14 protein-coding genes are annotated in these 21,751 nt (G+C 69.1%); 8 read left to right on the forward strand and 6 right to left on the reverse strand.

The features are described from left to right. Positions 1-452: 452 nt before the first annotated feature. Positions 453-782 carry a hypothetical protein gene (locus ACZ7MF_RS30715; protein WP_471481533.1) on the forward strand — a complete coding sequence of 110 codons (330 nt, stop codon included), beginning with the start codon at positions 453-455 and terminating at the stop codon, positions 780-782. On the opposite strand, the gene ACZ7MF_RS30720 is transcribed toward ACZ7MF_RS30715, so the two are convergent. Continuing rightward, positions 763-915 carry a penicillin-binding transpeptidase domain-containing protein gene (locus ACZ7MF_RS30720; RefSeq protein ID WP_471481867.1) on the reverse strand — a complete coding sequence of 51 codons (153 nt, stop codon included), beginning with the start codon at positions 913-915 and terminating at the stop codon, positions 763-765. The two genes, ACZ7MF_RS30715 and ACZ7MF_RS30720, sit on opposite strands and share 20 nt — an antisense overlap. 432 nt (positions 916-1,347) lie before the next feature. Further along, a complete protein-coding gene (locus ACZ7MF_RS30725) occupies positions 1,348-2,877 on the reverse strand; it encodes a helix-turn-helix domain-containing protein (RefSeq protein ID WP_109029773.1) in 1,530 nt (509 codons plus the stop codon). A 489-nt stretch (positions 2,878-3,366) separates the two neighbouring features. Between ACZ7MF_RS30725 and acnA the strand changes: the two genes are divergently transcribed. Next, positions 3,367-6,084 carry an aconitate hydratase AcnA gene (gene acnA / locus ACZ7MF_RS30730; RefSeq protein ID WP_471481534.1) on the forward strand — a complete coding sequence of 906 codons (2,718 nt, stop codon included), beginning with the start codon at positions 3,367-3,369 and terminating at the stop codon, positions 6,082-6,084. A gap of 87 nt (positions 6,085-6,171) precedes the next feature. On the opposite strand, the gene ACZ7MF_RS30735 is transcribed toward acnA, so the two are convergent. Further along, positions 6,172-7,167 carry an acetylxylan esterase gene (locus ACZ7MF_RS30735; RefSeq protein WP_471481535.1) on the reverse strand — a complete coding sequence of 332 codons (996 nt, stop codon included), beginning with the start codon at positions 7,165-7,167 and terminating at the stop codon, positions 6,172-6,174. 281 nt (positions 7,168-7,448) lie between these two features. Between ACZ7MF_RS30735 and ACZ7MF_RS30740 the strand changes: the two genes are divergently transcribed. The 5 genes from ACZ7MF_RS30740 to ACZ7MF_RS30760 are packed head-to-tail and all read left to right on the forward strand — an operon-like array spanning position 7,449 to position 13,174. Next, entirely contained in the window at positions 7,449-8,369 is a 921-nt protein-coding gene (locus ACZ7MF_RS30740; protein ID WP_356857167.1) for an ABC transporter permease, read from the forward strand. Next, the gene (locus tag ACZ7MF_RS30745; RefSeq protein ID WP_471481536.1) at positions 8,363-9,244 is read left to right on the forward strand and encodes a carbohydrate ABC transporter permease; all 882 of its coding nucleotides are present in this window, start codon (positions 8,363-8,365) and stop codon (positions 9,242-9,244) included. The genes ACZ7MF_RS30740 and ACZ7MF_RS30745 overlap by 7 nt, the downstream gene beginning before the upstream one ends. A 26-nt stretch (positions 9,245-9,270) precedes the next feature. Then, positions 9,271-10,920, forward strand: a complete 1,650-nt coding sequence (locus tag ACZ7MF_RS30750; protein ID WP_471481537.1) for an ABC transporter substrate-binding protein — start codon at positions 9,271-9,273, stop codon at positions 10,918-10,920. After that, positions 10,917-12,494 (forward strand): GH39 family glycosyl hydrolase, encoded by a 1,578-nt coding sequence (locus ACZ7MF_RS30755; protein ID WP_471481538.1) that lies wholly within the window; start codon positions 10,917-10,919, stop codon positions 12,492-12,494. The genes ACZ7MF_RS30750 and ACZ7MF_RS30755 overlap by 4 nt, the downstream gene beginning before the upstream one ends. Continuing rightward, the gene (locus tag ACZ7MF_RS30760; protein ID WP_471481539.1) at positions 12,491-13,174 is read left to right on the forward strand and encodes a hypothetical protein; all 684 of its coding nucleotides are present in this window, start codon (positions 12,491-12,493) and stop codon (positions 13,172-13,174) included. The genes ACZ7MF_RS30755 and ACZ7MF_RS30760 overlap by 4 nt, the downstream gene beginning before the upstream one ends. A 126-nt stretch (positions 13,175-13,300) precedes the next feature. Here ACZ7MF_RS30760 and ACZ7MF_RS30765 read toward each other — a convergent pair whose 3' ends face one another. The 3 genes from ACZ7MF_RS30765 to ACZ7MF_RS30775 form a co-directional block, all read right to left on the reverse strand. Then, complete coding sequence (locus ACZ7MF_RS30765; protein ID WP_471481540.1) at positions 13,301-15,268, reverse strand: alpha-glucuronidase; 1,968 nt, start codon at positions 15,266-15,268, stop codon at positions 13,301-13,303. 4 nt (positions 15,269-15,272) lie between these two features. Next, entirely contained in the window at positions 15,273-15,803 is a 531-nt protein-coding gene (locus tag ACZ7MF_RS30770) for a hypothetical protein (RefSeq protein WP_356857151.1), read from the reverse strand. 159 nt (positions 15,804-15,962) lie between these two features. Continuing rightward, positions 15,963-19,769, reverse strand: a complete 3,807-nt coding sequence (locus tag ACZ7MF_RS30775; protein WP_471481541.1) for a GH92 family glycosyl hydrolase — start codon at positions 19,767-19,769, stop codon at positions 15,963-15,965. A 569-nt stretch (positions 19,770-20,338) separates the two neighbouring features. Here ACZ7MF_RS30775 and ngcE point away from each other — a divergent pair. Next, a complete protein-coding gene (gene ngcE, locus ACZ7MF_RS30780) occupies positions 20,339-21,751 on the forward strand; it encodes an N-acetylglucosamine/diacetylchitobiose ABC transporter substrate-binding protein (protein ID WP_471481542.1) in 1,413 nt (470 codons plus the stop codon).

The raw sequence follows: 21,751 nt of genomic DNA on the forward strand, positions 1-21,751 counted from the left end.
AGGTCGACCGGGTGGCAAGGGCCTGTACGCCGCTATGGAGGGGGGCAGTTCCATGAGGGCCCCCGCGGGTTCAAGGCTCCTCGGTTGGCGAACAAGCCGAACATGCCACGTATCCTGGGCGTGCCAGGTGGGGTTCTCACGGTTGGCCAGGCTCCTTCGTATGTCAGGGCGTACGGCTGGGGGCGTGGTGCCTGGGAGATGTTCAAAGACATAGTGGACCCCTTCGGGGTCTCTGACCCCCAGTACCAGCCGAGTGTCGCATAACATCTAATTTGGGCAATTGTGCCCAAGAGGCGTCCGGAGCACAGGGATCGTGTCGTAACTGCTCAGATTCCCTGGGCTCACTCATTGGGCCCGTCGACGACGAACTGCGGATGCCACAGATGGACCCTTCGGACAGTGAATTCGTGCGGCACAGCATCTGGGAGCATGTCCCGGAGGATTGCCCCTTCGTGTCTGAGCTCGAAGCGGAAGAACTGGAAATTACGAACGGTGAGTGCTCCGATCCCGGTATGTATTCCATGCTGAGTTACGGGTTCGTGCACCCGGTGTTCCGGCCTGCGCTGGAAAAGTTGACGGAGGCAGTCATCGTCCGCTCTGCCCGCCTGATAGAGGTGCTCCTGGAATCGGGACGCCCTCAGGTCGTCGAACTCGTCAGCATTCGCGTCACGGATCAACTGCGGGGGTTCCCTGAACTCTGGGAACGATTTTCGAGCTACGCGGGCCACGGATGCGGCTCGAGGCGGAGCTGCGGCGCGAGTACTACCGCTGACGTTCCGTGAGATCCGGATGGACTACTCGTTGCAGGTGGCCGGAGGTGGCGGAGATGCCGCCGACCCAGGCGTTGGGGTCGTAGTCGGGGTTGGAGGCCATGGCGACGACGCGGCCGGTCTTGGCGTTCAGGCGCAACGTCACGAACGATTTGCAGTCCCCGGTGGACACCCATGCCCTCGGCCAGGTGGCCAAGGGCGCTGCGTACGGCGTGGCCGCCGTTGGCGGTTTCGTCTTGTTCACGCTCACCGGAGGGGCCGCTACCCCTTGAGCGGACCCATGGCCCGATCTCCGCGTAAGCGCGGACCACGAGAGCCCGACGTTCATGAAGATGGAAGCAGGAGCGATAGATGGGTTTCTGGGGATCTTTGCTTGCCGTGAAGAGCGACGGCCGGTGCCCTGCCCGTGCCCGACACGTGCAGCGCCGGGCAATCCGTCCTCAGCCTCTGAAAACCGACGGTCTCCCGGAGCTCGACCTGAAAGTCCCTGAGAAGTCCCACAGACCGAGCCGAACCCCCTCCTGGCGTGCATAAGTACGGGTCAGGAGGGGTTTCGCGCTGTCTTTTCCTAGAGCTTTCAGATGTCCCGGAAGATCTCGATCTGCGCCCCGATCGAGTTCAGCCGCTCCGCGAGGTCCTCGTAACCGCGGTTGATGACGTACACGTTGCGCAGCACCGACGTGCCCTCGGCCGCCATCATCGCGAGGAGGACGACCACGGCGGGGCGCAGGGCGGGCGGGCACATCATCTCGGCGGCGCGCCAGCGGGTGGGGCCCTCGACCAGGACGCGGTGGGGGTCCAGGAGCTGGAGGCGGCCGCCGAGGCGGTTCAGGTCGGTGAGGTAGATGGCGCGGTTGTCGTAGACCCAGTCGTGGATGAGGGTCTGGCCCTGGGCGGAGGCGGCGATGGCCGCGAAGAAGGGGACGTTGTCGATGTTCAGGCCGGGGAAGGGCATCGGGTGGATCTTGTCGATGGGCGCCTCCAGCTTGGAGGGGCGCACCGTCAGGTCCACCAGGCGGGTGCGGCCGTTGTCGGCGAAGTACTCCGGGGTGCGGTCGTGGTCGAGGCCCATCTCCTCCAGGACCGCCAGCTCGATCTCCAGGAACTCGATGGGGACCCGACGGACGGTCAGCTCCGACTCGGTGACCACGGCGGCGGCGAGAAGGCTCATCGCCTCTACCGGGTCCTCGGAGGGGGAGTAGTCCACGTCGGCGTCGATGACCGGCATGCCGTGCACGGTGAGGGTGGTGGTGCCGATGCCCTCGACCCGGACGCCCAGGGCCTCCAGGAAGAAGCAGAGGTCCTGGACCATGTAGTTGGAGGAGGCGTTGCGGATGACGGTGACGCCGTCGTGGCGGGCGGCGGCCAGGAGGGCGTTCTCCGTCACCGTGTCGCCGCGCTCGGTCAGGACGATCGGGCGGTCCGGGCGGACGGTGCGGTCGACCACCGCGTGGTAGTGGCCCTCCGTCGCGGCGACGTCCAGGCCGAACCGGCGCAGCGCGATCATGTGCGGCTCGATGGTCCGGGTGCCGAGGTCGCAGCCGCCGGCGTAGGGCAGCCGGAAGCGCTCCATGCGGTGCAGCAGCGGGCCGAGGAACATGATGATGGAGCGGGTGCGGACGGCCGCCTCGGCGTCGATGGCCTCCATGTCCAGCTCGGCCGGCGGCACGATCTCCAGGTCGGTGCCGTCGTTGATCCAGCGGGTGCGCACACCGATGGAGTTGAGCACCTCCAGGAGGCGGTAGACCTCCTCGATGCGGGCGACCCGGCGCAGCACCGTGCGCCCCTTGTTGAGCAGCGAGGCGCACAGCAGGGCCACGCAGGCGTTCTTGCTGGTCTTGACGTCGATGGCACCGGAGAGGCGACGGCCGCCGACCACGCGCAGGTGCATCGGACCCGCGTAGCCCAGGGAGACGATTTCGCTGTCCAGCGCTTCGCCGATCCGGGCGATCATCTCAAGGCTGATGTTCTGGTTGCCGCGTTCGATGCGGTTGACGGCGCTCTGGCTGGTGTTGAGCGCCTCCGCGAGCTGTGACTGCGTCCAGCCGCGGTGCTGCCGCGCGTCACGGATGAGCCTGCCGATGCGTACGAGGTAGTCGTCTGCCATGAGGTTGAGGCTATCTCAGATATGAGATCGCACCTCTCGGGGGGTCCGTTCGGGTGACGTGACGTCAAGTAACCCCCGGTCACGCCTCAGCGGCGCCTGCTCGTCGTCGTGCGGCGCCATCCGAAAGGTCCCGGCAAATCCATCGATGTCGCACGACATCCGGCGCGGAACGTGAGCGGCGGCCGTGCCCCTTTCCGTGTCGCGCCGGCTCGGTCCGGCACGCATCGGATACCCCCGTCCGGCGTAGTGACGGCCGTACGGGTCACCCGGAGTGGGGCGCACGCCACACGGCGCCCGGACATGACCGGACCGCCCCCATGTACTAGAGTTATCTCGACATCGAGATATCTGCCGAGGCGCACCGCAGCCGCGCGCCGCTTCCGGGTCTGGCGGTAAGGGTTACCTAACTTAGCCTTACCTTAGCGGATCGGCCAAGAGGGCGTGGCGGCAGGATGCGGTGGTACGCGCACATAAATGAAGGAGACTGTCGTGTCGGCGAACAGCTTCGACGCCCGCAGCACACTGCAGGTGGGCGACGAGTCGTACGAGATCTTCCGGCTGGACAAGGTCGAGGGCTCCGCGCGCCTTCCCTACAGCCTGAAGGTGCTGCTGGAGAACCTGCTCCGCACCGAGGACGGCGCGAACATCACCGCCGACCACATCCGCGCCCTCGGCGGCTGGGACTCGCAGGCCCAGCCGTCGCAGGAGATCCAGTTCACGCCGGCCCGCGTGATCATGCAGGACTTCACCGGCGTGCCCTGTGTCGTCGACCTCGCCACCATGCGTGAGGCCGTCAAGGAGCTGGGCGGCGACGCGGCGAAGATCAACCCGCTGGCCCCGGCCGAGCTGGTCATCGACCACTCCGTCATCGCCGACAAGTTCGGCACCAACGACGCGTTCAAGCAGAACGTCGACCTGGAGTACGGCCGCAACCGCGAGCGCTACCAGTTCCTGCGCTGGGGCCAGACCGCCTTCGACGAGTTCAAGGTCGTCCCGCCGGGCACCGGCATCGTCCACCAGGTGAACATCGAGCACCTGGCCCGCGTCGTCATGACCCGTGACGGCAAGGCCTACCCCGACACCCTGGTCGGCACCGACTCGCACACCACCATGGTCAACGGCCTCGGCGTCCTCGGCTGGGGCGTCGGCGGCATCGAGGCCGAGGCCGCGATGCTCGGCCAGCCGGTCTCCATGCTCATCCCGCGCGTCGTCGGCTTCAAGCTGACCGGTGAGCTGACCCCCGGCACCACCGCCACCGACCTGGTGCTCACGATCACCGAGATGCTGCGCAAGCACGGCGTGGTCGGCAAGTTCGTCGAGTTCTACGGCGAGGGCGTCGCCGCCACGTCGCTGGCCAACCGCGCCACCATCGGCAACATGTCGCCGGAGTTCGGCTCCACCGCCGCGATCTTCCCGGTCGACGACGAGACGCTGAACTACATGCGCCTGACCGGCCGCAGCGACCAGCAGGTCGCCCTGGTCGAGGCGTACGCCAAGCAGCAGGGTCTCTGGCTGGACCCGAAGGCCGAGCCGGACTTCTCCGAGAAGCTGGAGCTGGACCTCGCCACGGTCGTGCCCTCCATCGCCGGCCCGAAGCGCCCGCAGGACCGCATCGTCCTCGCGAACGCCGCCCAGCAGTTCAAGTCGGACGTCCTCAACTACGTGGACGTCGTCGACGAGGCGGGCAAGGAGTCCTTCCCGGCCTCCGACTCCCCGGCCGTCACCCCCAACGGCGCCCCGTCCAACCCGGTCCCCGTGACCGCCCCCGACGGCACGACCTACGAGCTGGACCACGGTGCGGTGACGGTCGCGGCCATCACCTCCTGCACCAACACCTCCAACCCGTACGTCATGGTCGCCGCCGCCCTGGTGGCCAAGAAGGCGGTCGAGAAGGGTCTGACCCGCAAGCCGTGGGTCAAGACCACCCTCGCCCCGGGCTCCAAGGTCGTCACCGACTACTTCGAGAAGGCGGGCCTGACCCCCTACCTCGACAAGGTCGGCTTCAACCTGGTCGGCTACGGCTGCACCACCTGCATCGGCAACTCCGGCCCGCTGCCGGACGAGGTCTCCAAGGCCGTCAACGACCACGACCTCGCCGTCACCTCGGTGCTCTCCGGCAACCGCAACTTCGAGGGCCGGATCAACCCCGACGTCAAGATGAACTACCTGGCGTCCCCGCCGCTGGTCGTCGCCTACGCCCTCGCGGGCTCCATGAAGGTGGACATCACCAAGGACGCCCTGGGTGCCGACCAGGACGGCAACCCGGTCTTCCTGAAGGACATCTGGCCGACCGAGGCCGAGGTCAACGACGTCGTCGCCAACACCATCGGCGAGGACATGTTCTCCAAGTCCTACAGCGACGTCTTCGCGGGCGACGCCCAGTGGCAGGCGCTGCCGATCCCGACCGGCGACACCTTCGACTGGGACGCCGAGTCCACCTACGTGCGCAAGCCCCCGTACTTCGAGGGCATGGGCATGGAGCCGGCCCCGGTCGAGGACATCTCCGGCGCCCGGGTGCTCGCCAAGCTCGGCGACTCGGTGACGACGGACCACATCTCGCCCGCCGGTGCGATCAAGGCCGACACCCCGGCCGGCAAGTACCTCACGGAGCACGGCGTGGAGCGCCGCGACTTCAACAGCTACGGCTCGCGCCGCGGCAACCACGAGATCATGATCCGCGGCACCTTCGCCAACATCCGCCTGCGCAACCAGATCGCGCCGGGCACCGAGGGCGGCTACACCCGCGACTTCACCCAGGCGGACGGGCCGGTGTCGTTCATCTACGACGCCTCCCGCAACTACATCGAGCAGGGCACCCCGCTCGTCGTCCTGGCCGGCAAGGAGTACGGCTCCGGCTCGTCCCGAGACTGGGCGGCCAAGGGCACCGCGCTCCTCGGCGTCAAGGCCGTCGTCGCCGAGTCCTACGAGCGCATCCACCGCTCGAACCTCATCGGCATGGGTGTCCTGCCGCTCCAGTTCCCGGAGGGCCAGACCGCCGAGACCCTCGGTCTGACCGGTCAGGAGACCTTCTCCGTCTCCGGCGTGACCGAGCTGAACGACGGCACCACCCCGCGCACGGTGAAGGTCGCCACCGACACCGGCGTCGAGTTCGACGCGGTCGTCCGCATCGACACCCCCGGTGAGGCGGACTACTACCGCAACGGCGGCATCCTGCAGTACGTGCTGCGCAGCCTGATCCGCAAGTAGCAGCCCGATCCGCCGTTGGCAGCCAGGCGGCGGCGCACGGAGGTCGAGGGCCGCATCCCCGGTGACGGGGGTGCGGCCCTCGCCGTGTCACGGGGCCGGCACCACGGCGGCCAGCCACTCCAGCTGGCGCCGCACGTGCACCGCGTCGCCGCCCTCGTGCCCGTTGAACGGGTACGCGTGGATCTCCTTGCGGGGCTCGGCCCCGGACAGTTCCGCGTACCGGTTGAAGGCGGCGTACGCCCCGCTCGGCGGGCACACCGTGTCGCGCAGGCCCACGCCGAAATGGGCCGGCGCGTGCGCCCGACGGGCGAAGGAGACGCCCTCCAGGTAGGCGAGGGTGCGGTACGCGGCGCTCTCGGCACCGCGGTGCACCGAGAGGTACGCGGCGATCTCGCCGTAGGGCCCCGCGTCCGTGAGGTCCAGGGCGCGGCGGATGCCGCACAGCAGCGGCGCCGAGACCAGTACCGCCGCGAGGTCCGGGACCAGCCCCGCGACGGCCAGCGCGAGTCCGCCGCCCTGGCTGTTGCCGACGGCCGTGACGCGCTCCGCGTCCACGCCGGGCAGCATCCGCACCGCGGCGACCGCGCGGACCGCGTCCGTGATCAGGCGGCGGTAGTGGTGGTCGTGCGGGTTGAGCAGTCCCCGTACCGCCGGGCCGGGACCGCCGGGCGCGTCCGCGTGCGGGTCGGCGGTGTCGCCGCCGCAGCCGTACTGGTCGCCCTGGCCCCGGTTGTCCATCAGCAGGTGCGCGTACCCCGCGGCCACCCAGGTCAGCCGCTCGTGGGGGAGTCCGCGTCCGCGCCCGTACCCGGCGTACTCGACGACCGCGGGCCGGGGCCGGTCGCCGGTCCCGGCGGGTGTGCTGAACCAGGCGCGCACCGGGTCGCCCCCGAAGCCCCGGAAGGTCACGTCCCAGGTCCGGGTCAGCCGCAGTCCGTTGTCCACCGGGTGCGCCGACACCACGGGTCCGCCGGGCGGTGCTCCGGCGAGGGTCTCGCGCCAGAAGGCGTCGAAGTCCTCGGGCTCGTCGGGGGCCGGACGATGGTGCGCCAACTCCGTCGGCGGCAGGTCGAACGCGGGCACGGCGGCACCTCGCAGCGGGTTCGGGGAACGACCGGACGATCGGACGACCGATCGTTGCGGCATCGGTCCAGAAAGGTGCGACCGACCGTAACAGCTCTTCGCGGTCCTTCCCAGAGTGTCGATCACCCGTCGTCCTCCGTCCCACGATGCGGCGTGAGCTCCAAAATCCGGCTCTGTACCGGGCATTGACACCGCTTTCTCCGTGCCTCTAAGTTGCCGCGAAGTTACCGGTGAGCGACCGAAACTTTCGGTTGTCTGCACCCCACGGGGAGGCCTGAAGCATGAGCACCTCCACCACGCCGCCCGGCTGGCGGCGTGCGCTGCGCCGCGACTGGCAGCTGTACTCACTGGCCCTGCTGCCGTTGCTGTTCTTCCTGGTCTTCCGCTATCTGCCGATGATCGGCAACGTGATCGCGTTCCGCCGCTTCGAACCCGGCGGGTCGATCCTGGGGGAGCAGTGGGTCGGGCTGCGCTACGTGGAGATGTTCCTCAGCGACCCCACCTTCTGGCAGGTCTTCCGCAACACCCTCTGGATCGGCGGGCTCACGCTGGTCTTCTGCTTCCCCATCCCCATCGTGCTCGCGCTGCTCCTCAACGAGGTGCGCACCCGGGCGCTCAAACGGTTCGTGCAGTCGGTGTCGTACCTGCCGCACTTCCTGTCGATCGTGATCGTCGCCGGTATCACCCTGCAGATGCTCGCCACCGACGGTCCGGTCAACCACGTGCTCGGCTGGTTCGGCCAGGACCCGGTCCGGTTCATCCAGGAACCCGAGTGGTTCCGCACCATCTACGTGGGCTCGGAGATCTGGCAGACCGCCGGCTGGGGCACCATCCTCTACCTGACCGCGCTCACCACGATCGACGACGACCTCTACGAGGCGGCCCGCATCGACGGCGCGAACCGCTGGCGGCAGATCTGGCACGTCACCCTGCCCGGCATCCGCCCCACCATGATCACGCTGCTGATCCTCAACATCGGCACGTTCCTGGCGGTCGGCTTCGAGAAGATCCTGCTCCTCTACAACCCGCTGACCTACGAGACGGGTGACGTGATCTCCACCTACCTCTACCGCACCGGCGTCGAGTCCAACAGCTTCAGCTACGCCGCCGCCATCGGCCTGTTCGAGGCGGTCATCGGCCTGGTGCTGATCACCTCGGCCAACCTGCTCTCGCGCCGCACGGTGGGGACCAGCCTGTGGTGAGCGTCGACCGGCCCACCCGCGGCTACCGGGTCTTCCAGGGCGTCAACGGGCTGATCCTCACCGGTGTCGTGGTGGTGACGCTCTACCCCTTCCTCAACATCGTCGCCCGCTCCTTCAGCGGGGAGCGCCAGATCCGGGCCGGTGAGGTGACGCTGTGGCCCAAGGGCTTCAACCTCACCACGTACAAGATCGTGTTCCAGGACGGCACCTTCTGGCGCAACTACGGCAACACCGTCTTCTACACGGTCGTCTCCACCGCCGTCGCCATGGTCCTGACGACGTGTTACGCCTACGTGCTGTCCAAGAAGCACCTCAAGGGGCGCGGAGTCCTCGTCGGCATCGCCGTGTTCACCATGTTCTTCTCCGGCGGACTCATCCCCACCTACGTGCTGATCACCAGCCTCGACCTGAAGAACACGGTGTGGGCGCTGGCCCTGCCGAACGCGATCAGCGTCTTCAACCTGCTGGTGATGAAGGCCTTCTTCGAGAGCCTGCCGGACGAGCTGGAGGAGGCCGCCCAGATCGACGGCCTGAACACGTACGGCACCCTCCTCAGGATCGTGCTGCCGCTGTCCAAGGCGGTCGTCGCGACCATGGTGCTGTTCTACTCGGTGTCCTTCTGGAACTCCTGGTTCGGCGCCTTCCTCTACATGGACCGCATCGAACTGATGCCGGTCACGGTCTATCTGCGCAACCTCATCGCGGGCGCCACCGGGGGCACCGCGGCAGGCGCCGGAACCGAGCAGCTCACCCAGGTCGCGGCCAACATCCAGGCCGTCACCATCGTGCTCACCGCCCTGCCCATCCTCTGCGTGTACCCGTTCGTCCAGCGCTACTTCGTGTCGGGCGTGATGCTCGGCGCCGTCAAGGGCTGAGTCCCAGCCACACCGAGGGAGCAACCGTGAAGAACGCAGCACACCTTTCCCGGCGGCAGATCCTGGCCGCCGCGGGCTTCGCCGGCCTCGCCGCTCTCGCCGGCTGCGGCAGCGGCGACGACGGCGGGGACTCCAAGGACCTGTCGAAGAAGCGAGACGGTGCGATGAAGGAGTACCGGACCGGCCAGCGGTTCAAGGCGGCCAAGCCGCTCACCTTCTCGCTGCTGCACCTCAGCAACCCCAACTACCCGCCGAAGGACGACTGGCTGCTCTGGAAGGAGCTGACCAAGCGCACCGGCGTCAGCTTCAGGCGCACCGACGTGCCGCTCAGCGACTACGAGAAGAAGCGCAGCCTGCTCATCGGCGCGGGCGACGCCCCGCTGCTCCTGCCCAAGACCTACCCCGGGCAGGAGACCCCGTTCGTGGCGTCGGGCTCCGTCCTCGCCGTCAGCGACCACGTGGAACTGATGCCCAACTTCCGCGACAAGGTGCGCAGATGGAAGCTGACGCCGGAGGTGGACTCCCTGCGCCAGTCCGACGGCAAGTACTACCTGCTGCCCGGCATGCACGAGCGGGCCAAGGCCAACTACTCCCTCGCGCTGCGCACCGACGTCCTCGACAAGCTGGGCCTGAGCCTGCCGTCCACGCTGGAGGAGACGGCCGACGTCTTCCGGGCGCTCAAGTCGGAGTACCCCGGCAGCCACCCCTTCTCCGACCGCTGGAACCAGCCCGAGCCGGGCGGCGCCCTCCTCGGCTACATCGGCCAGGCGCACGGCGTCCGGGCCGGCTGGTCGTACCTGAACACCAGCTGGGACGCGAAGGCCGGGCAGTTCGTCTTCACCGGCGCGACCGACGGCTACCGGCAGATGATCGAGTACCTGCGCCAACTCGTCGACGAGAAGCTGGTGGACCCCGAGGGCTTCACCCAGAGCGACGACGAGGCGGTCAAGAAGCTGCTCTCCGAGAAGTCCTTCGCGATCAGCGCCAACCCGCAGGAGCTGGTGCAGAACTACCGGTACAACCTCCAGCGGCAGGTCAAGGGCGCGACGATCGAGATGATCCCCGTCCCGCTCGGACCGGCGGGCCCCGTGGTGCTCGGCGGCTCCCGCCTGGAGAACGGCATGATGATCTCCAGCGACGCCCTGGACCGCGACGACTTCGTCGCCCTCATGCAGTTCGTGGACTGGCTCTGGTACTCCGACGAGGGCCAGAAGTTCACCAAGTGGGGCGTCGAGGGCGTCACCTACACCGAGTCCGGCGGCAGCTACCGGGTCGCCGACGGCATCAGCCTGATGGGCTCCGCCCCGGACGCCCCCAAGGACCTCCAGAAGGACTACGGCTTCTACAACGGCGTCTTCTCCTACGGCGGCAGCTGGGAACTGGTCTCCTCCGCCTTCAGCCCCGACGAGAAGAAGTTCCAGGAAGTCATGTCGCGGCGCAAGGAACTCCCCGTCGACCCGGCCCACCCGCTCCAGTCCGTGGAGCAGGAACAGGCCACCCTCTGGGACACACCCCTCAAGGACCACGTCCGGCAGAACACCCTCCGGTTCATCCTCGGCAAGCGCCCCGTGTCGGAGTGGGACGCCTATCTGACCGAGCTGAAGGCCAAGAACATGGACCGGCTGGTCGACGTCCACAACAAGGCACACGAGCGGTTCAGGAAGGAGCAGGGGTGACCGCTCGCGTCCACGTTCCGGCCGACCCGGCCGGCGCCTTCCCCGACGCCTGGCGCACCTGCGTCGGCACCGGCCGCCTCGACCTCGCCCTGCGCCGCGACCACCAGGACTCCCTCGCCCTGCTCCAGCGCGAGATCGGCTTCCGGTTCATCCGCGGCCACGGCCTGTTCAGCGACGGCATGGCCGTCCACCGCCCCTACACCCACCGGGGCACCCGGTACGTCCACCACTCCTTCACCCACGTAGACCAGGTCGTCGACGCCTGGCTGGCGGCGGGCGTCCGCCCCTTCCTCGAACTCGGCTTCATGCCCGGCGGCCTGGCGAGCGGCGAGCAGACGGTCTTCTGGTGGCGCGGCAACGTCACCCCGCCCCGCGACCTCGCCGAGTGGACCGCTCTCGTCCAGGCGACGCTCGCCCACCTCGTCGACCGCTACGGTCTCGACGAGGTCCGCACCTGGCCCGTCGAGGTCTGGAACGAACCCGACCTGCCCGACTTCTGGCAGCACGCGGACCAGGACGCCTACCACCGCCTGTACGAGGCCACCGCGCACGCCGTGAAGGAGGTGGACGCGGGACTCCAGGTGGGCGGCCCGGCGGTGTCGCCCGGGGCCGGGCCCGACTGGCTGGCGCGGTTCGCCGCGTTCACCGAACGCCGCGACGTCCCCGTCGACTTCGTCTCCCGCCACGCCTACAGCTCCGGGCCCGCCCAGCACGTCCCCTTCGGCGTGCACCAGACGCTCGCCCCGGCCGGCCGGCTGCTCGACCAGTTCGCCGAGCCCCGCCGCACCCTCAAGGGCACCCGGCTCGCGGACACGCCCGTGCACATCAGCGAGTTCAACTCCTCCTACCGGCCCGACAACCACGTCCACGACACCGCCTTCCACGCCGCCTACCTCGCCCCGGTCCTGGCGGGGGGCGGCGACCTCGTCGACTCCTTCTCGTACTGGACGTTCAGCGACGTCTTCGAGGAGACCGGCGTCCCCACAGCCCTGTTCCACGGCGGCTTCGGGCTGCTCACCCTCCGGCAGGTCAAAAAGCCCGCCTTCCACCTGTACGCCTTCCTCGCCCGGATGGGCCCCGACCTGCTGACCCGCGGCGACGACCACCTCGTCACCCGGCACCCGGACGGCCGGGTCACCGTCCTGGCCTGGGCGCCCGTCGACCCGACGGGCGCCACAGCCGGGCCGGAGGCACACGCACTGCGGCTGTCCCTGCCGGTCGGCGCACAGGACGCGATCGCCGGCCGGGGCGAGGCGTTCGTCCGGCGGCTCACCGTCGACGAGGAGCACGGCAACGCGTACACCGCCTGGCGTCGCATGGGCAGCCCCCGCTCGCCCCGCCCCCACCAGCTCGACGTCCTCCACGAGGCCGCCGAACCCGCCCGCACCCATCGGAGCCTGCCGGTCGAGGACGGCCGCGTGGACCTGCCCCTCACCCTCGCCCGGCACGAGGTCGCCTTCGTCGAGCTGAGCCCCGTCGAGGACGAGACCCCCACCTGGTGGGACGAGCGCCGCCTGCTCGGCCGGGCCCCGGAGCATGGCCGGGACCCGGAGAGCGGCCGGGACCCGGAGTGAGCACCGCGCGCACCGCCGGTTTCGGCACCGGCGTCCTCTCCCGCGCCGCCGCCCTGATCCACACCCTGCTCACCGTCGAGGCCCTGCTGCTCCTCGCCTCGGCACCCGGCTTCGCCGGTCTCTTCCTGCTCGCCCCCGACCCCGCCAACCTCCCCCTCGCCGCCCTGTGCCTGCTGCCGCTCGGGCCCGCCCTGTCCGCCGCCGTGTACGCCCTGCACCACCGCAGCGCCGACCTCACCGAACTCCACCCGGCCCGCGCCTACGCACGCGGTTGGCGGCTGGGCGCCCTCCCGGCGCTCCGGCTGTGGGCGCCCCTGCTGGCCTGGCTCACCGTCATCGCCTTCACGCTCACCCACTTCGGCGCCACCGGCCTGCCCGGCTGGTGGGCGGCGCTGCTCGCGCTGGTGGGCGCCGGCTCCCTGGTGTGGGGCGCGCACGCCCTCGTCCTGACCTCCCTGTTCACCTTCCGCACCCGCGACACCGCCCGCCTCGCCGCGTACTTCCTGCTCCGGCACGGCCGCGCCACCCTCGGCGCCGCCTCGCTGCTGCTTCTGACCGCCGCCCTGACCGCCCTGCTGACCGAGGCGCTGCCCGCCCTGCTGGCCGCACCCCTGCTGCTCTCCCTGCTGCACAGCAGCCGACCGGTGATCGAGGAAACGCGGGAGGAGTTCACGGCATGACCGCCAGCTGAGACGGGGAACGAGTGCCGCCGCCGCGCTCCGGCGAGGTCAACTCGTCGTATGAGAACACTCGTGCAGCCTGGTGAGGGAGCATCACCGGCATCGGCCGCTCATGGCCCCACGCCCTCAGTGGATGGTCCGTCCCCGCTCGTCCGGCACCCCCGACTTGCGCAGGAAGTAGCTGTTGACCTGGTCGCGCCACTCGCGGGCGGACCGCACCTGCTCCTCGTACCGCTCCGCCACCCGGGCGTGCCGGGCGGGCTCGACCAGGTCCGCGAGGGACGTCCACACCCGGCGGGCCTCCTCGGCCTCCTCGACGCCCTCGAAGTGGGTGTCGTAGATGTGCTGGATCACGGTCTTCCCGCTGTGCAGCACATGGCCGTAGGGCACGTGGTGGAAGAACAGCAGCAGTTCGTCGGGGCAGGTCCTGGGCGACTCGAACAGCTCCGCCCAGGGACCGGCGTACTGCGCCGCGTACCCGGTGCCGGTTCCCGCGCTGCGGTCCACGCCGACGCCGTCGCGGTCGGCGAAGTGGTAGGTGCCCCACGGGCTGTACTCGTAGCCGTCCACGCTCGGCCCGTAGTGGTGCCCGGGCTGCACCATGAAGCCGACGCCGAGCGGGGCGGTGTACTTCTCGTACGTCGCCCAGGAGTCGTCGAGGACGGCGTGCAGGCCCTCGGACAGGCGTCGCCCGGCTCCCGGATGGGTCAGCGCGATCCACTCGTCGAGGACCGCGCGCGGGTCCGCCGCCGGGTCCCAGGCGAGCCGCCCGAAGGTGTACAGGTTGGCCTGGGCGAGCGGGTGGCCGGTCCAGAACGGGTCGTCGCCCACGTTGGACACCGCCACCAGCCCGTCCGCCAGCCGCCCCACGCCCACCTCGCCGTCCGGCCGGAAGCGGAGCGCCTCGCTCCACATCGGGCCCAGCCAGCACACGTGCCGCTGCTGCCCGGTGTACTCCTGCGTGGCCTGCACCTCCACCGCGAGCCGGGTGCCCGGCATCGTGCCGATCAGCGGCGACACCGGCTCGCGCACCTGGAAGTCCATCGGGCCGTGCTTGACCTGGAGCACCGCGTTCGCGGCGAAGTCGCCGTCCAGCGGCACGAAGTGGTCGTACGCGGCCCGGGCGCGGTCCGTCGACCGGTCCCGCCAGTCCTGGCGGTGGTCGTAGACGAAGGCCCGCCAGTGCACGGTGCCGCCGTACGGGACGAGTGCGGCGGCCAGCAGGTTGGCGCCGTCCGCGTGCGTGCGGCCGTACGCGAACGGGCCGGGCTGCCCCTCCGAGTCGGCCTTCACCACGTACCCGCCGAAGTCCGGGACCGCCTCGTACACCCGCTCCGTCGTCCCGGCCCACCAGTCCCGCACCCGGGCGTCCAGCGGGTCGGCGGTGGACAGCGGGCCGAGGACGACCGGTGCGGCGAAGCTCACCGACAGGTGCGTGCGCACGCCGTAGGGCCTGAGCGCGCCGGCGATCGCGGCGACCTCGCCGATCCGGTCGGTGAGCAGGTGCGCCTCGGTCTCGTGGACGTTGACGTTGTTGACGCAGACCGCGTTGATGCCGCAGGCCGCCAGCAGCCTGCCGTACGCCCGCACCCGGTCCAGGCCGTCGCGGGCCCGCCCGGCGGCCCAGAACAGCGAACCGCCCGCGTAACCCCGCTCGACCTGGCCCATCACCGGGTGCACGGCCACGTTGTCCCAGTGGTCCAGCATCCGCAGCGTGAGGGCCGGGCGGTGCTCCTCGTGGACCGGGTCGCCCAGGAACGCCGCCTCGCCGAGCCGCACGACGTGGAACAGGCCGTACAGCAGCCCGCGCCCGGCGGACGCCGTGACGGTGGTCCGGCCGTCCTCGCGGACGTACCCGAAGCCCTCGTCCCCGAAGTCCCCGGCGCCGTCGGTTCCCCCGTCGGTCAGCTCCAGCACGAGATCGGCGGCGGAGTCCTCGCGCACGAGCGCGCCCCCGAACCGCGCGCAGGCCGCCGCCGTCTCGCCGCGCACGGTGTCCACGAGCGGCCCGGCTCCGCGCACGAGCACGCGCCGGGTGCCGACCGCACTGAAGGCGGAGTCCGGCAGCCAGGCCGGGTCGATGGGGGCGTCCATGCCGTCAGGCGACCGCCCCGCCGGTGCCGCGCGCCGCGGCGATGTAGTCGGACCGGCCCGAGCCGTCGTAGACCGTGATGTCCACGTACGCGCCGTCCGGGATGTCGAAGTTCTTGACCGTCTTGTCCACGGTGGCGGAGGTGCCCGGCGCCGAGAAGGTGCCCAGGTCGTGGTAGGAACCGCCGGACGAGTAGCCGACGGCCACGTAGAACCCGTCGCCGTCGTTCTTGGTGTCGTACACCCAGAGCTTCTCGCCGTCGGGGTGGAACTCGACCTTGCCGATGAACCAGCCCGCGTCGTTCAGCTCCATCTTGACGGCCGTGCCGCCCGCGTCGTGCGCGAAGTAGGTGCCGTCGAACGGGTCGCCGAGCGTGCCGCCGCTGCACGGGCAGCTGTCGGTGTCGCGGTAGTACGTGGAGACGCTGGGGTCCGGGTCGTAGGCCTGGGCCGGGGCGGCGGTCGCGAACAGGGCCCCCGCCGTGAGCAGTGCGCCCGCGACCAGCCCGGTGACCCGTTTGCCGATGGAAGTCCGCATGTGTTCCCCCTGACGATGCGTGACGCGCCCCGGCGGCCGCCGACGGCGCCCGATCATTTTGGTGCATGCGCCGGCGCAGGGGAATGGGGCGGCACAAGACAACGGCGGGTTCCGGCCGAAGCCGGAACCCGCCGCCCGTCCGTCAGCGGTGCGGGTCGCCTACGCCAGCAGTTCCACCTCCGCCAGCGTGTGCGCGCCGTCCAGGACCAGCCGGTACTTGGTGTACGAGCCCGGCGACTTCACCGAGAACGCGCGCGTCTGCCGGTCCCAGGCGAAGGATTCGCCGGAGCGCTCGTCCAGCGTCCGCCAGGTGGTGCCGTCGGCCGAGCCCTGGAGCTTCCAGCCGGTCGGGGCCTTGGTGCGGTCCGCCGAGGAGGTGAGCGTGTACTGGACCGCCTTGGCGCCCTCGCCGGACACGGGCAGGTCCACCGAGGTCACGCTCGCGTCGGTCGCCGAGGTGTTGTCGAACAGCGCGCCCTGACCCGTGATGGCGTCGGTGCGCGGGGTCGGCACCTCGTCGTCCTTGGTGATCGACGGCGGCGCCGCGTTCTCACCCGTGCCCCACGAGGAGGGCTTCGCGCCCATGTCGAACTCCAGGACGCCGCCCTTGGCGATCAGCGAGTGGGGGAGCGAAGTGGAGTTCCAGCGCTTGCCGTTGACCTTCAGGCCCTGCACGTAGACGTTCTTCGTGCTGTTCTTCGGGGCCTTGACGACCAGCTCGCGGCCGTTCTCCAGGTGCACCGTCGCCTTCTTGAACAGCGGGGACCCGATGGCGTACTCGCCGCTGCCCATCACCAGGGGGTAGAAGCCGAGCGAGGAGAAGAGGAACCAGGCCGACTGCTCGCCGTTGTCCTCGTCGCCGTGGTAGCCCTGGCCGATGTCGCTGCCGGTGTACAGCCGCTGGAGCACCTCGCGGATGTTCTTCTGCGTCTTGTACGGCTGCCCGGCCGCGTCGTACATGTACAGGGCGTGGTGGGCGACCTGGTTGGAGTGCCCGTACATGCCCATGCGGACGTCCCGCGCCTCGACCATCTCGTGGATGACCCCGCCGTAGGAGCCCTTGAGGTCCGGGGAGGCCGTCTCGGGGGTGGACAGGTACTCGTCGAGCTTGTCGCCGAGGGCGTCCCGGCCGCCGTACAGGTTGGCCAGGCCCCGGCTGTCCTGCGGGGCGGTGAAGGCGTAGCCCCAGCCGTTGGTCTCCGTGTAGTCGTAGCCCCACACGCGCGGGTCGTACTTCTCGGAGTCGACGCGCCAGTCGCCCTTGTTGTCCTTGCCCTGGAAGAAGCCGGCCTTCGCGTCGAAGAGGTTGACGTAGTCCTGGGCGCGGTTGAGGAAGTACGCGGACTCGTCCTTGTACCGCTTCTCGCCGGTCTCCTTGTAGAGCTTCTCGCCCATCTTCGCGATGCCGTAGTCGTTGAGGTAGCCCTCCAGCGACCACGACAGGCCCTCGTGCGTCTCGGTACCGGCGTAGCCGAGGAACGGCGAGGTCTCCATGCCCTTGCGGCCCACGCCCGAGGACGGCGGCACGACGGTGGCGTTCTTCACCGCCGCGTCGTACGCCGCCTTCGCGTCGAAGTCGACGCCCTTGACGTAGGCGTCGGCGAAGGCCACGTCGGAGGAGGTGCCGGTCATCAGGTCCGCGTAGCCGGGGGAGGACCAGCGCGAGGTCCAGCCGCCGTCCTTGTACTGCTGCACGAAGCCGTCGACCAGCTCACCGGCCTGGGACGGGGTGAGGAACGAGTACGCGGGCCAGGCGGTCCGGTACGTGTCCCAGAAGCCGTTGTTGACGTAGACCTTGCCGTCCACGATCTTGGCGCCGGTCTCGGTCGGCGTGTTCTCCTTGACCGCCTTGGAGAACGGGGAGGCGTACTTGTACTTTCCGTCGACCTTCTCGTGGCCCGCGTTCGGGTACAGGTACAGCCGGTAGAGGCCGGAGTACAGCGTGGTCAGCTGGTCCTGTGTGGCGCCCTCGACCTCGACCTTGCCGAGGATCTTGTCCCACTGCTTCTGGGCGTCGCGCTTGACCTTGTCGAAGGAGGCGCGCTTCGGGATCTCCTGGCGCAGGTTGTCCTTCGCCTGGTCCACGCTGATCAGCGAGGTGGCGATGCGCATCGTCACGGCGTGGTCCCGGCCGGCGTCGAAGCGCAGGTGGCCCTTGACGCCGCTGGAGTCGCCGCCGGTGACCTTGCTGTCGAACTCGCCGTAGACGAAGAGGCGGGTGGCACCGGCGGAGCCGCCGGACTTGACGTCCGAGTAGCCGGTGAAGGTGCCGTTCTCCTTGTCCAGGGTCAGGCCGGCGTTGTCCTCGACGTTGTCGAAGATGACGCTGGCGTCGTCACCGGGGTAGGTGAAGCGCATCATCGCCGCGTGGTCGGTCGGCGTCATCTCGGCCTTGACGCCGTTCTCGAACCGCACCCCGTAGTAGTACGGCCTGGCCGTCTCGTTCTCGTGCCGGAAGGCCAGCTCGCGGGCGTCCCGGCCGGTGTCCGGGGTGCCGGAGGCGGCCGACGGCATCACCTGGAAGGTCTGCCGGTCGCCCATCCAGGGGCTCGGCTCGTGGCTCGCGGAGAACGCCTGCACGGTGGGCAGGTTGTCGTCGTTGTTGCCGCTGGCGTACTCGTAGATCCAGCTGAGCGAACCGGCGTTGGTCACCGGCGTCCAGAAGTTGAAGCCGTGCGGCACGGCGGTCGCGGGGAAGTTGTTGCCGCGCGAGAAGCTGCCGCTGGAGTTGGTGCCGCGGGTGGTGAGCGCGTAGTCGGACAGGTGGGCCTTGGGACGCTCGGGCCCGGCCCGCTCGATCTCCACGTCGTCCAGCCAGCCGCGGAACTTCGCCGGGCCCTTGGGGGAGTCGTACGCGATCAGGATCCGGTCGACGGTCTTGCCGGCCGCGACCGAACCGATCCCGGACTGCACGCTGTTCCACTGGTTCACGTAGAGGATCTTGGCGTCGCCCTGACCGCGCGGCGTCAGCGGGAACCCGTGCTGGTCGGTGGCCTTGAGGTCGCTCAGGTAGGTGCCGTCGGTGAAGGCGAGATCGACGGAGACGTTCGTGGCGTCGTAGTCGAGGTCGCCGTCGGCCATCGACGGGAAGATCTTGTACGACAGCTCGCTGCGCCGGTCGACCTTGACGTTCACGTCGAAGACCTTGTTGTACGAGTAGCCCCGGCCGTCCGCCGTGTGCCGGCCCGCGTAGCGCAGCGCGTGCTTGCCGGTGAACCCGGCGTTCGCCTTCGCGGTCGGCGAGCCCACCGGGCCCTCGTCGACGAAGGAGAGCATGTCCTCGGGAGTGGGGACCTCCGTGTCGCTGGTGGCCAGCTGCACGTCGGCGAGCTGGAGCGCGTCACCCGCCCCGTTGTTCTTGGTGATCTCCAGCCGGAAGTGCTGGAACTCGGCGGTCTCGGCGAGTTCGTAGGTCTTGGTCTGGAACCGCTCGCCGAAGTGCTCCCCGGATCGGGTGTCCAGCGTCTGCCAGGTCTCGCCGTCCGCCGAGCCCTTCAGCGTCCAGTCCAGCGGGTCGCGTTCGTCGTGGTCGTTGGCCGAGGTGAGCGCGTACTTGGCGATCTTCGTCGGTGCGTCGAGGTCGAACTCGACCCAGCCGGTCGGCGCGAAGGTGAGCCACTTGGTGGCCGGCTCGTTGTCGACGAGGTTCTCCTTCACCTCCCGGCCGCCCGTGTTCTCGGCGCTGGCGCGCACGGCGGTGACGTTCTCGGTGACATTGCCGGGTATGCCGGTGCTGTACCCGCCGTCCACACCGGAGGCCCGCTTGCCGCCGTCCGCGCCGGTCTCCACGGTGTCGGTCCAGTCCGGAGCCGGGTCGTCCGCCTCGAAGGACGACGCGAACTCCCGGTCGGCCTTGGCGGGCGCGTCCGGCAGTGCGACCGCCGCCCCCTGGGAACCCACCGCCAAAGCGAAGGCGGTCGTCATGACGACCGCCGGACCCCATCTGTGCCGAACTCTGTACTGCATGTCCTGGCCACCCTCCCTGCGCGTGGGACAACGTTGTCAAATCAACTGCGCAAGGACCAGTAGGGGTCAAGTGGCATGTGATGTCAAGGGTGTTGATGTGGCGTTCGGGGCTTATGGCAGGGATTCCTCCGGCATGCGGTGCACAGGCCACTCATATTTCCGGGAGGTCTCAACTCGGAAAAGACGTACCGTGAACCTTGCATTCGATCTTGCTCCGCCAAGTGAAAGTGGACTATACCTGTCGGCACTCCGGGGCATCTTCACCGCACCCGACCTTGTACGGCCGCATTTCCTGCACGACCCAGCTTGACCCGAACGCGGTGCCGGGGAGGATCCGGTTCACCGCCTGAGTCCTGGAGAAGGCGAGGACTTGAGCATGGGATCCACCACCGGCGTGGGCCATCACGATCTGATCAGGCGGAGCGCGACCGCCGCTCCGGCCCCGGCGACTGTTGTGCCGGCATCGCTCAGCTGATCATCGGCGCCGCACCGCGGCTCCGAGACGACGGCGACAACGCCGCACACGCAGCACACCCGGACAGAACCAACCGATCAGTGAGGATGCAAAGATGACCATTCGTGCCGGCTCTCTTGACAGGCGGACACTCCTGCGCGGGGCCATCGCCACCGCGGCGATGGGCTCGTTCGCGGTCGCGTGCAGCTCTCCCTCCAGCGAGGACAAGGACAGCGGCGGCGGCCCGAAGGGCGAGAAGAGCGCCAACAACCCGTTCGGTGTCGCCGCGAACTCCGCGGTCGAAGCGGCCATCTTCGACGGCGGCTACGGCACCGACTACGTCGACTACACCAACCAGGTGCTCGCCAGCCAGGTCAAGGGACTCAAGGTCCAGGTCAAGCCGGTCGTCGACATCGCCCCCCAGCTCCAGCCCCGCTTCGTCGGCGGCAACCCGCCGGACCTGATCGACAACTCCGGTGAGGACCAGATCGGCTTCCTCGGCATCCTCGACCAGCTGGAGGAGCTCGACGACCTCTTCGAGGCCAACACCTACGAAGGCAAGAAGATCGCCGACATCGTCTACCCCGGCGTCAAGGACCCCGGAACGTACAACGGCAAGTTCGTCGCGCTCCGGTACGTGATGACGGTGTACGGCGTCTGGTACTCGAAGACGCTCTTCGACGAGAACAACTGGACCCCGCCGAAGACCTGGAACGAGGCGCTCGACCTCGGCCAGAAGGCGAAGAAGAAGGGCAAGTACCTCTTCGTCCACGGCAAGGAAGCCGCGACCTACTACCAGACGATGCTGTTCGCCTCAGCGATCAAGGAGGGCGGTGACGAGGTCCGGCTCGCCCTCGGCAATCTCGAGAAGGACGCCTGGTCGCATCCGGCCATCCAGGGCGTCCTCAAGGTCATGGAGACCATGATCAAGGAGAAGATGTTCGTTCCCGGCGGCTCCGGCACCCAGTTCCAGAAGGCGCAGGCGATCTGGAGCAACGACCAGAAGGCGCTGCTCTACCCGTCCGGTGGCTGGATCGAGAACGAGATGGCGAAGGCCACCAAGAAGGACTTCCAGATGACCGGGTTCCCGGAGATGACGCTCACGGACAAGCCGAAGCTGCCCTACGAGTCGCTCCACGCCGCAGCGGGCGAGCCGTTCATCGTGCCCAAGCAGGGCAAGAACCCGGCCGGTGGCAAGGAAGTGCTGCGGGCGATGCTGTCCGAGAAGGCGGCCGCCAACTTCTCCAAGACAAAGCTGGCCCCGACGGTGGTCAAGGGCACCGTGCCCGCCGACGGCTTCGGATCGGCCGCCCTCGTCTCCCAGACGACGATGCTCGAGGCCGCGGGCGACAACATCTACGACATGAGGAGGTTCGTCGAAGCCTACGGCATGAACACCGACCAGTTGGTGCCGTGGAACTCGTTCCTCTCCGGTGACCTCGACCGCAAGGGCCTCACCGCGGCCCTGCAGAAGATCTCCGACAAGGTCCGGGACGACGACTCCATCGACAAGATCAAGATCAGCTAG

Source organism: Streptomyces sp. NPDC111628, assembly GCF_055635195.1.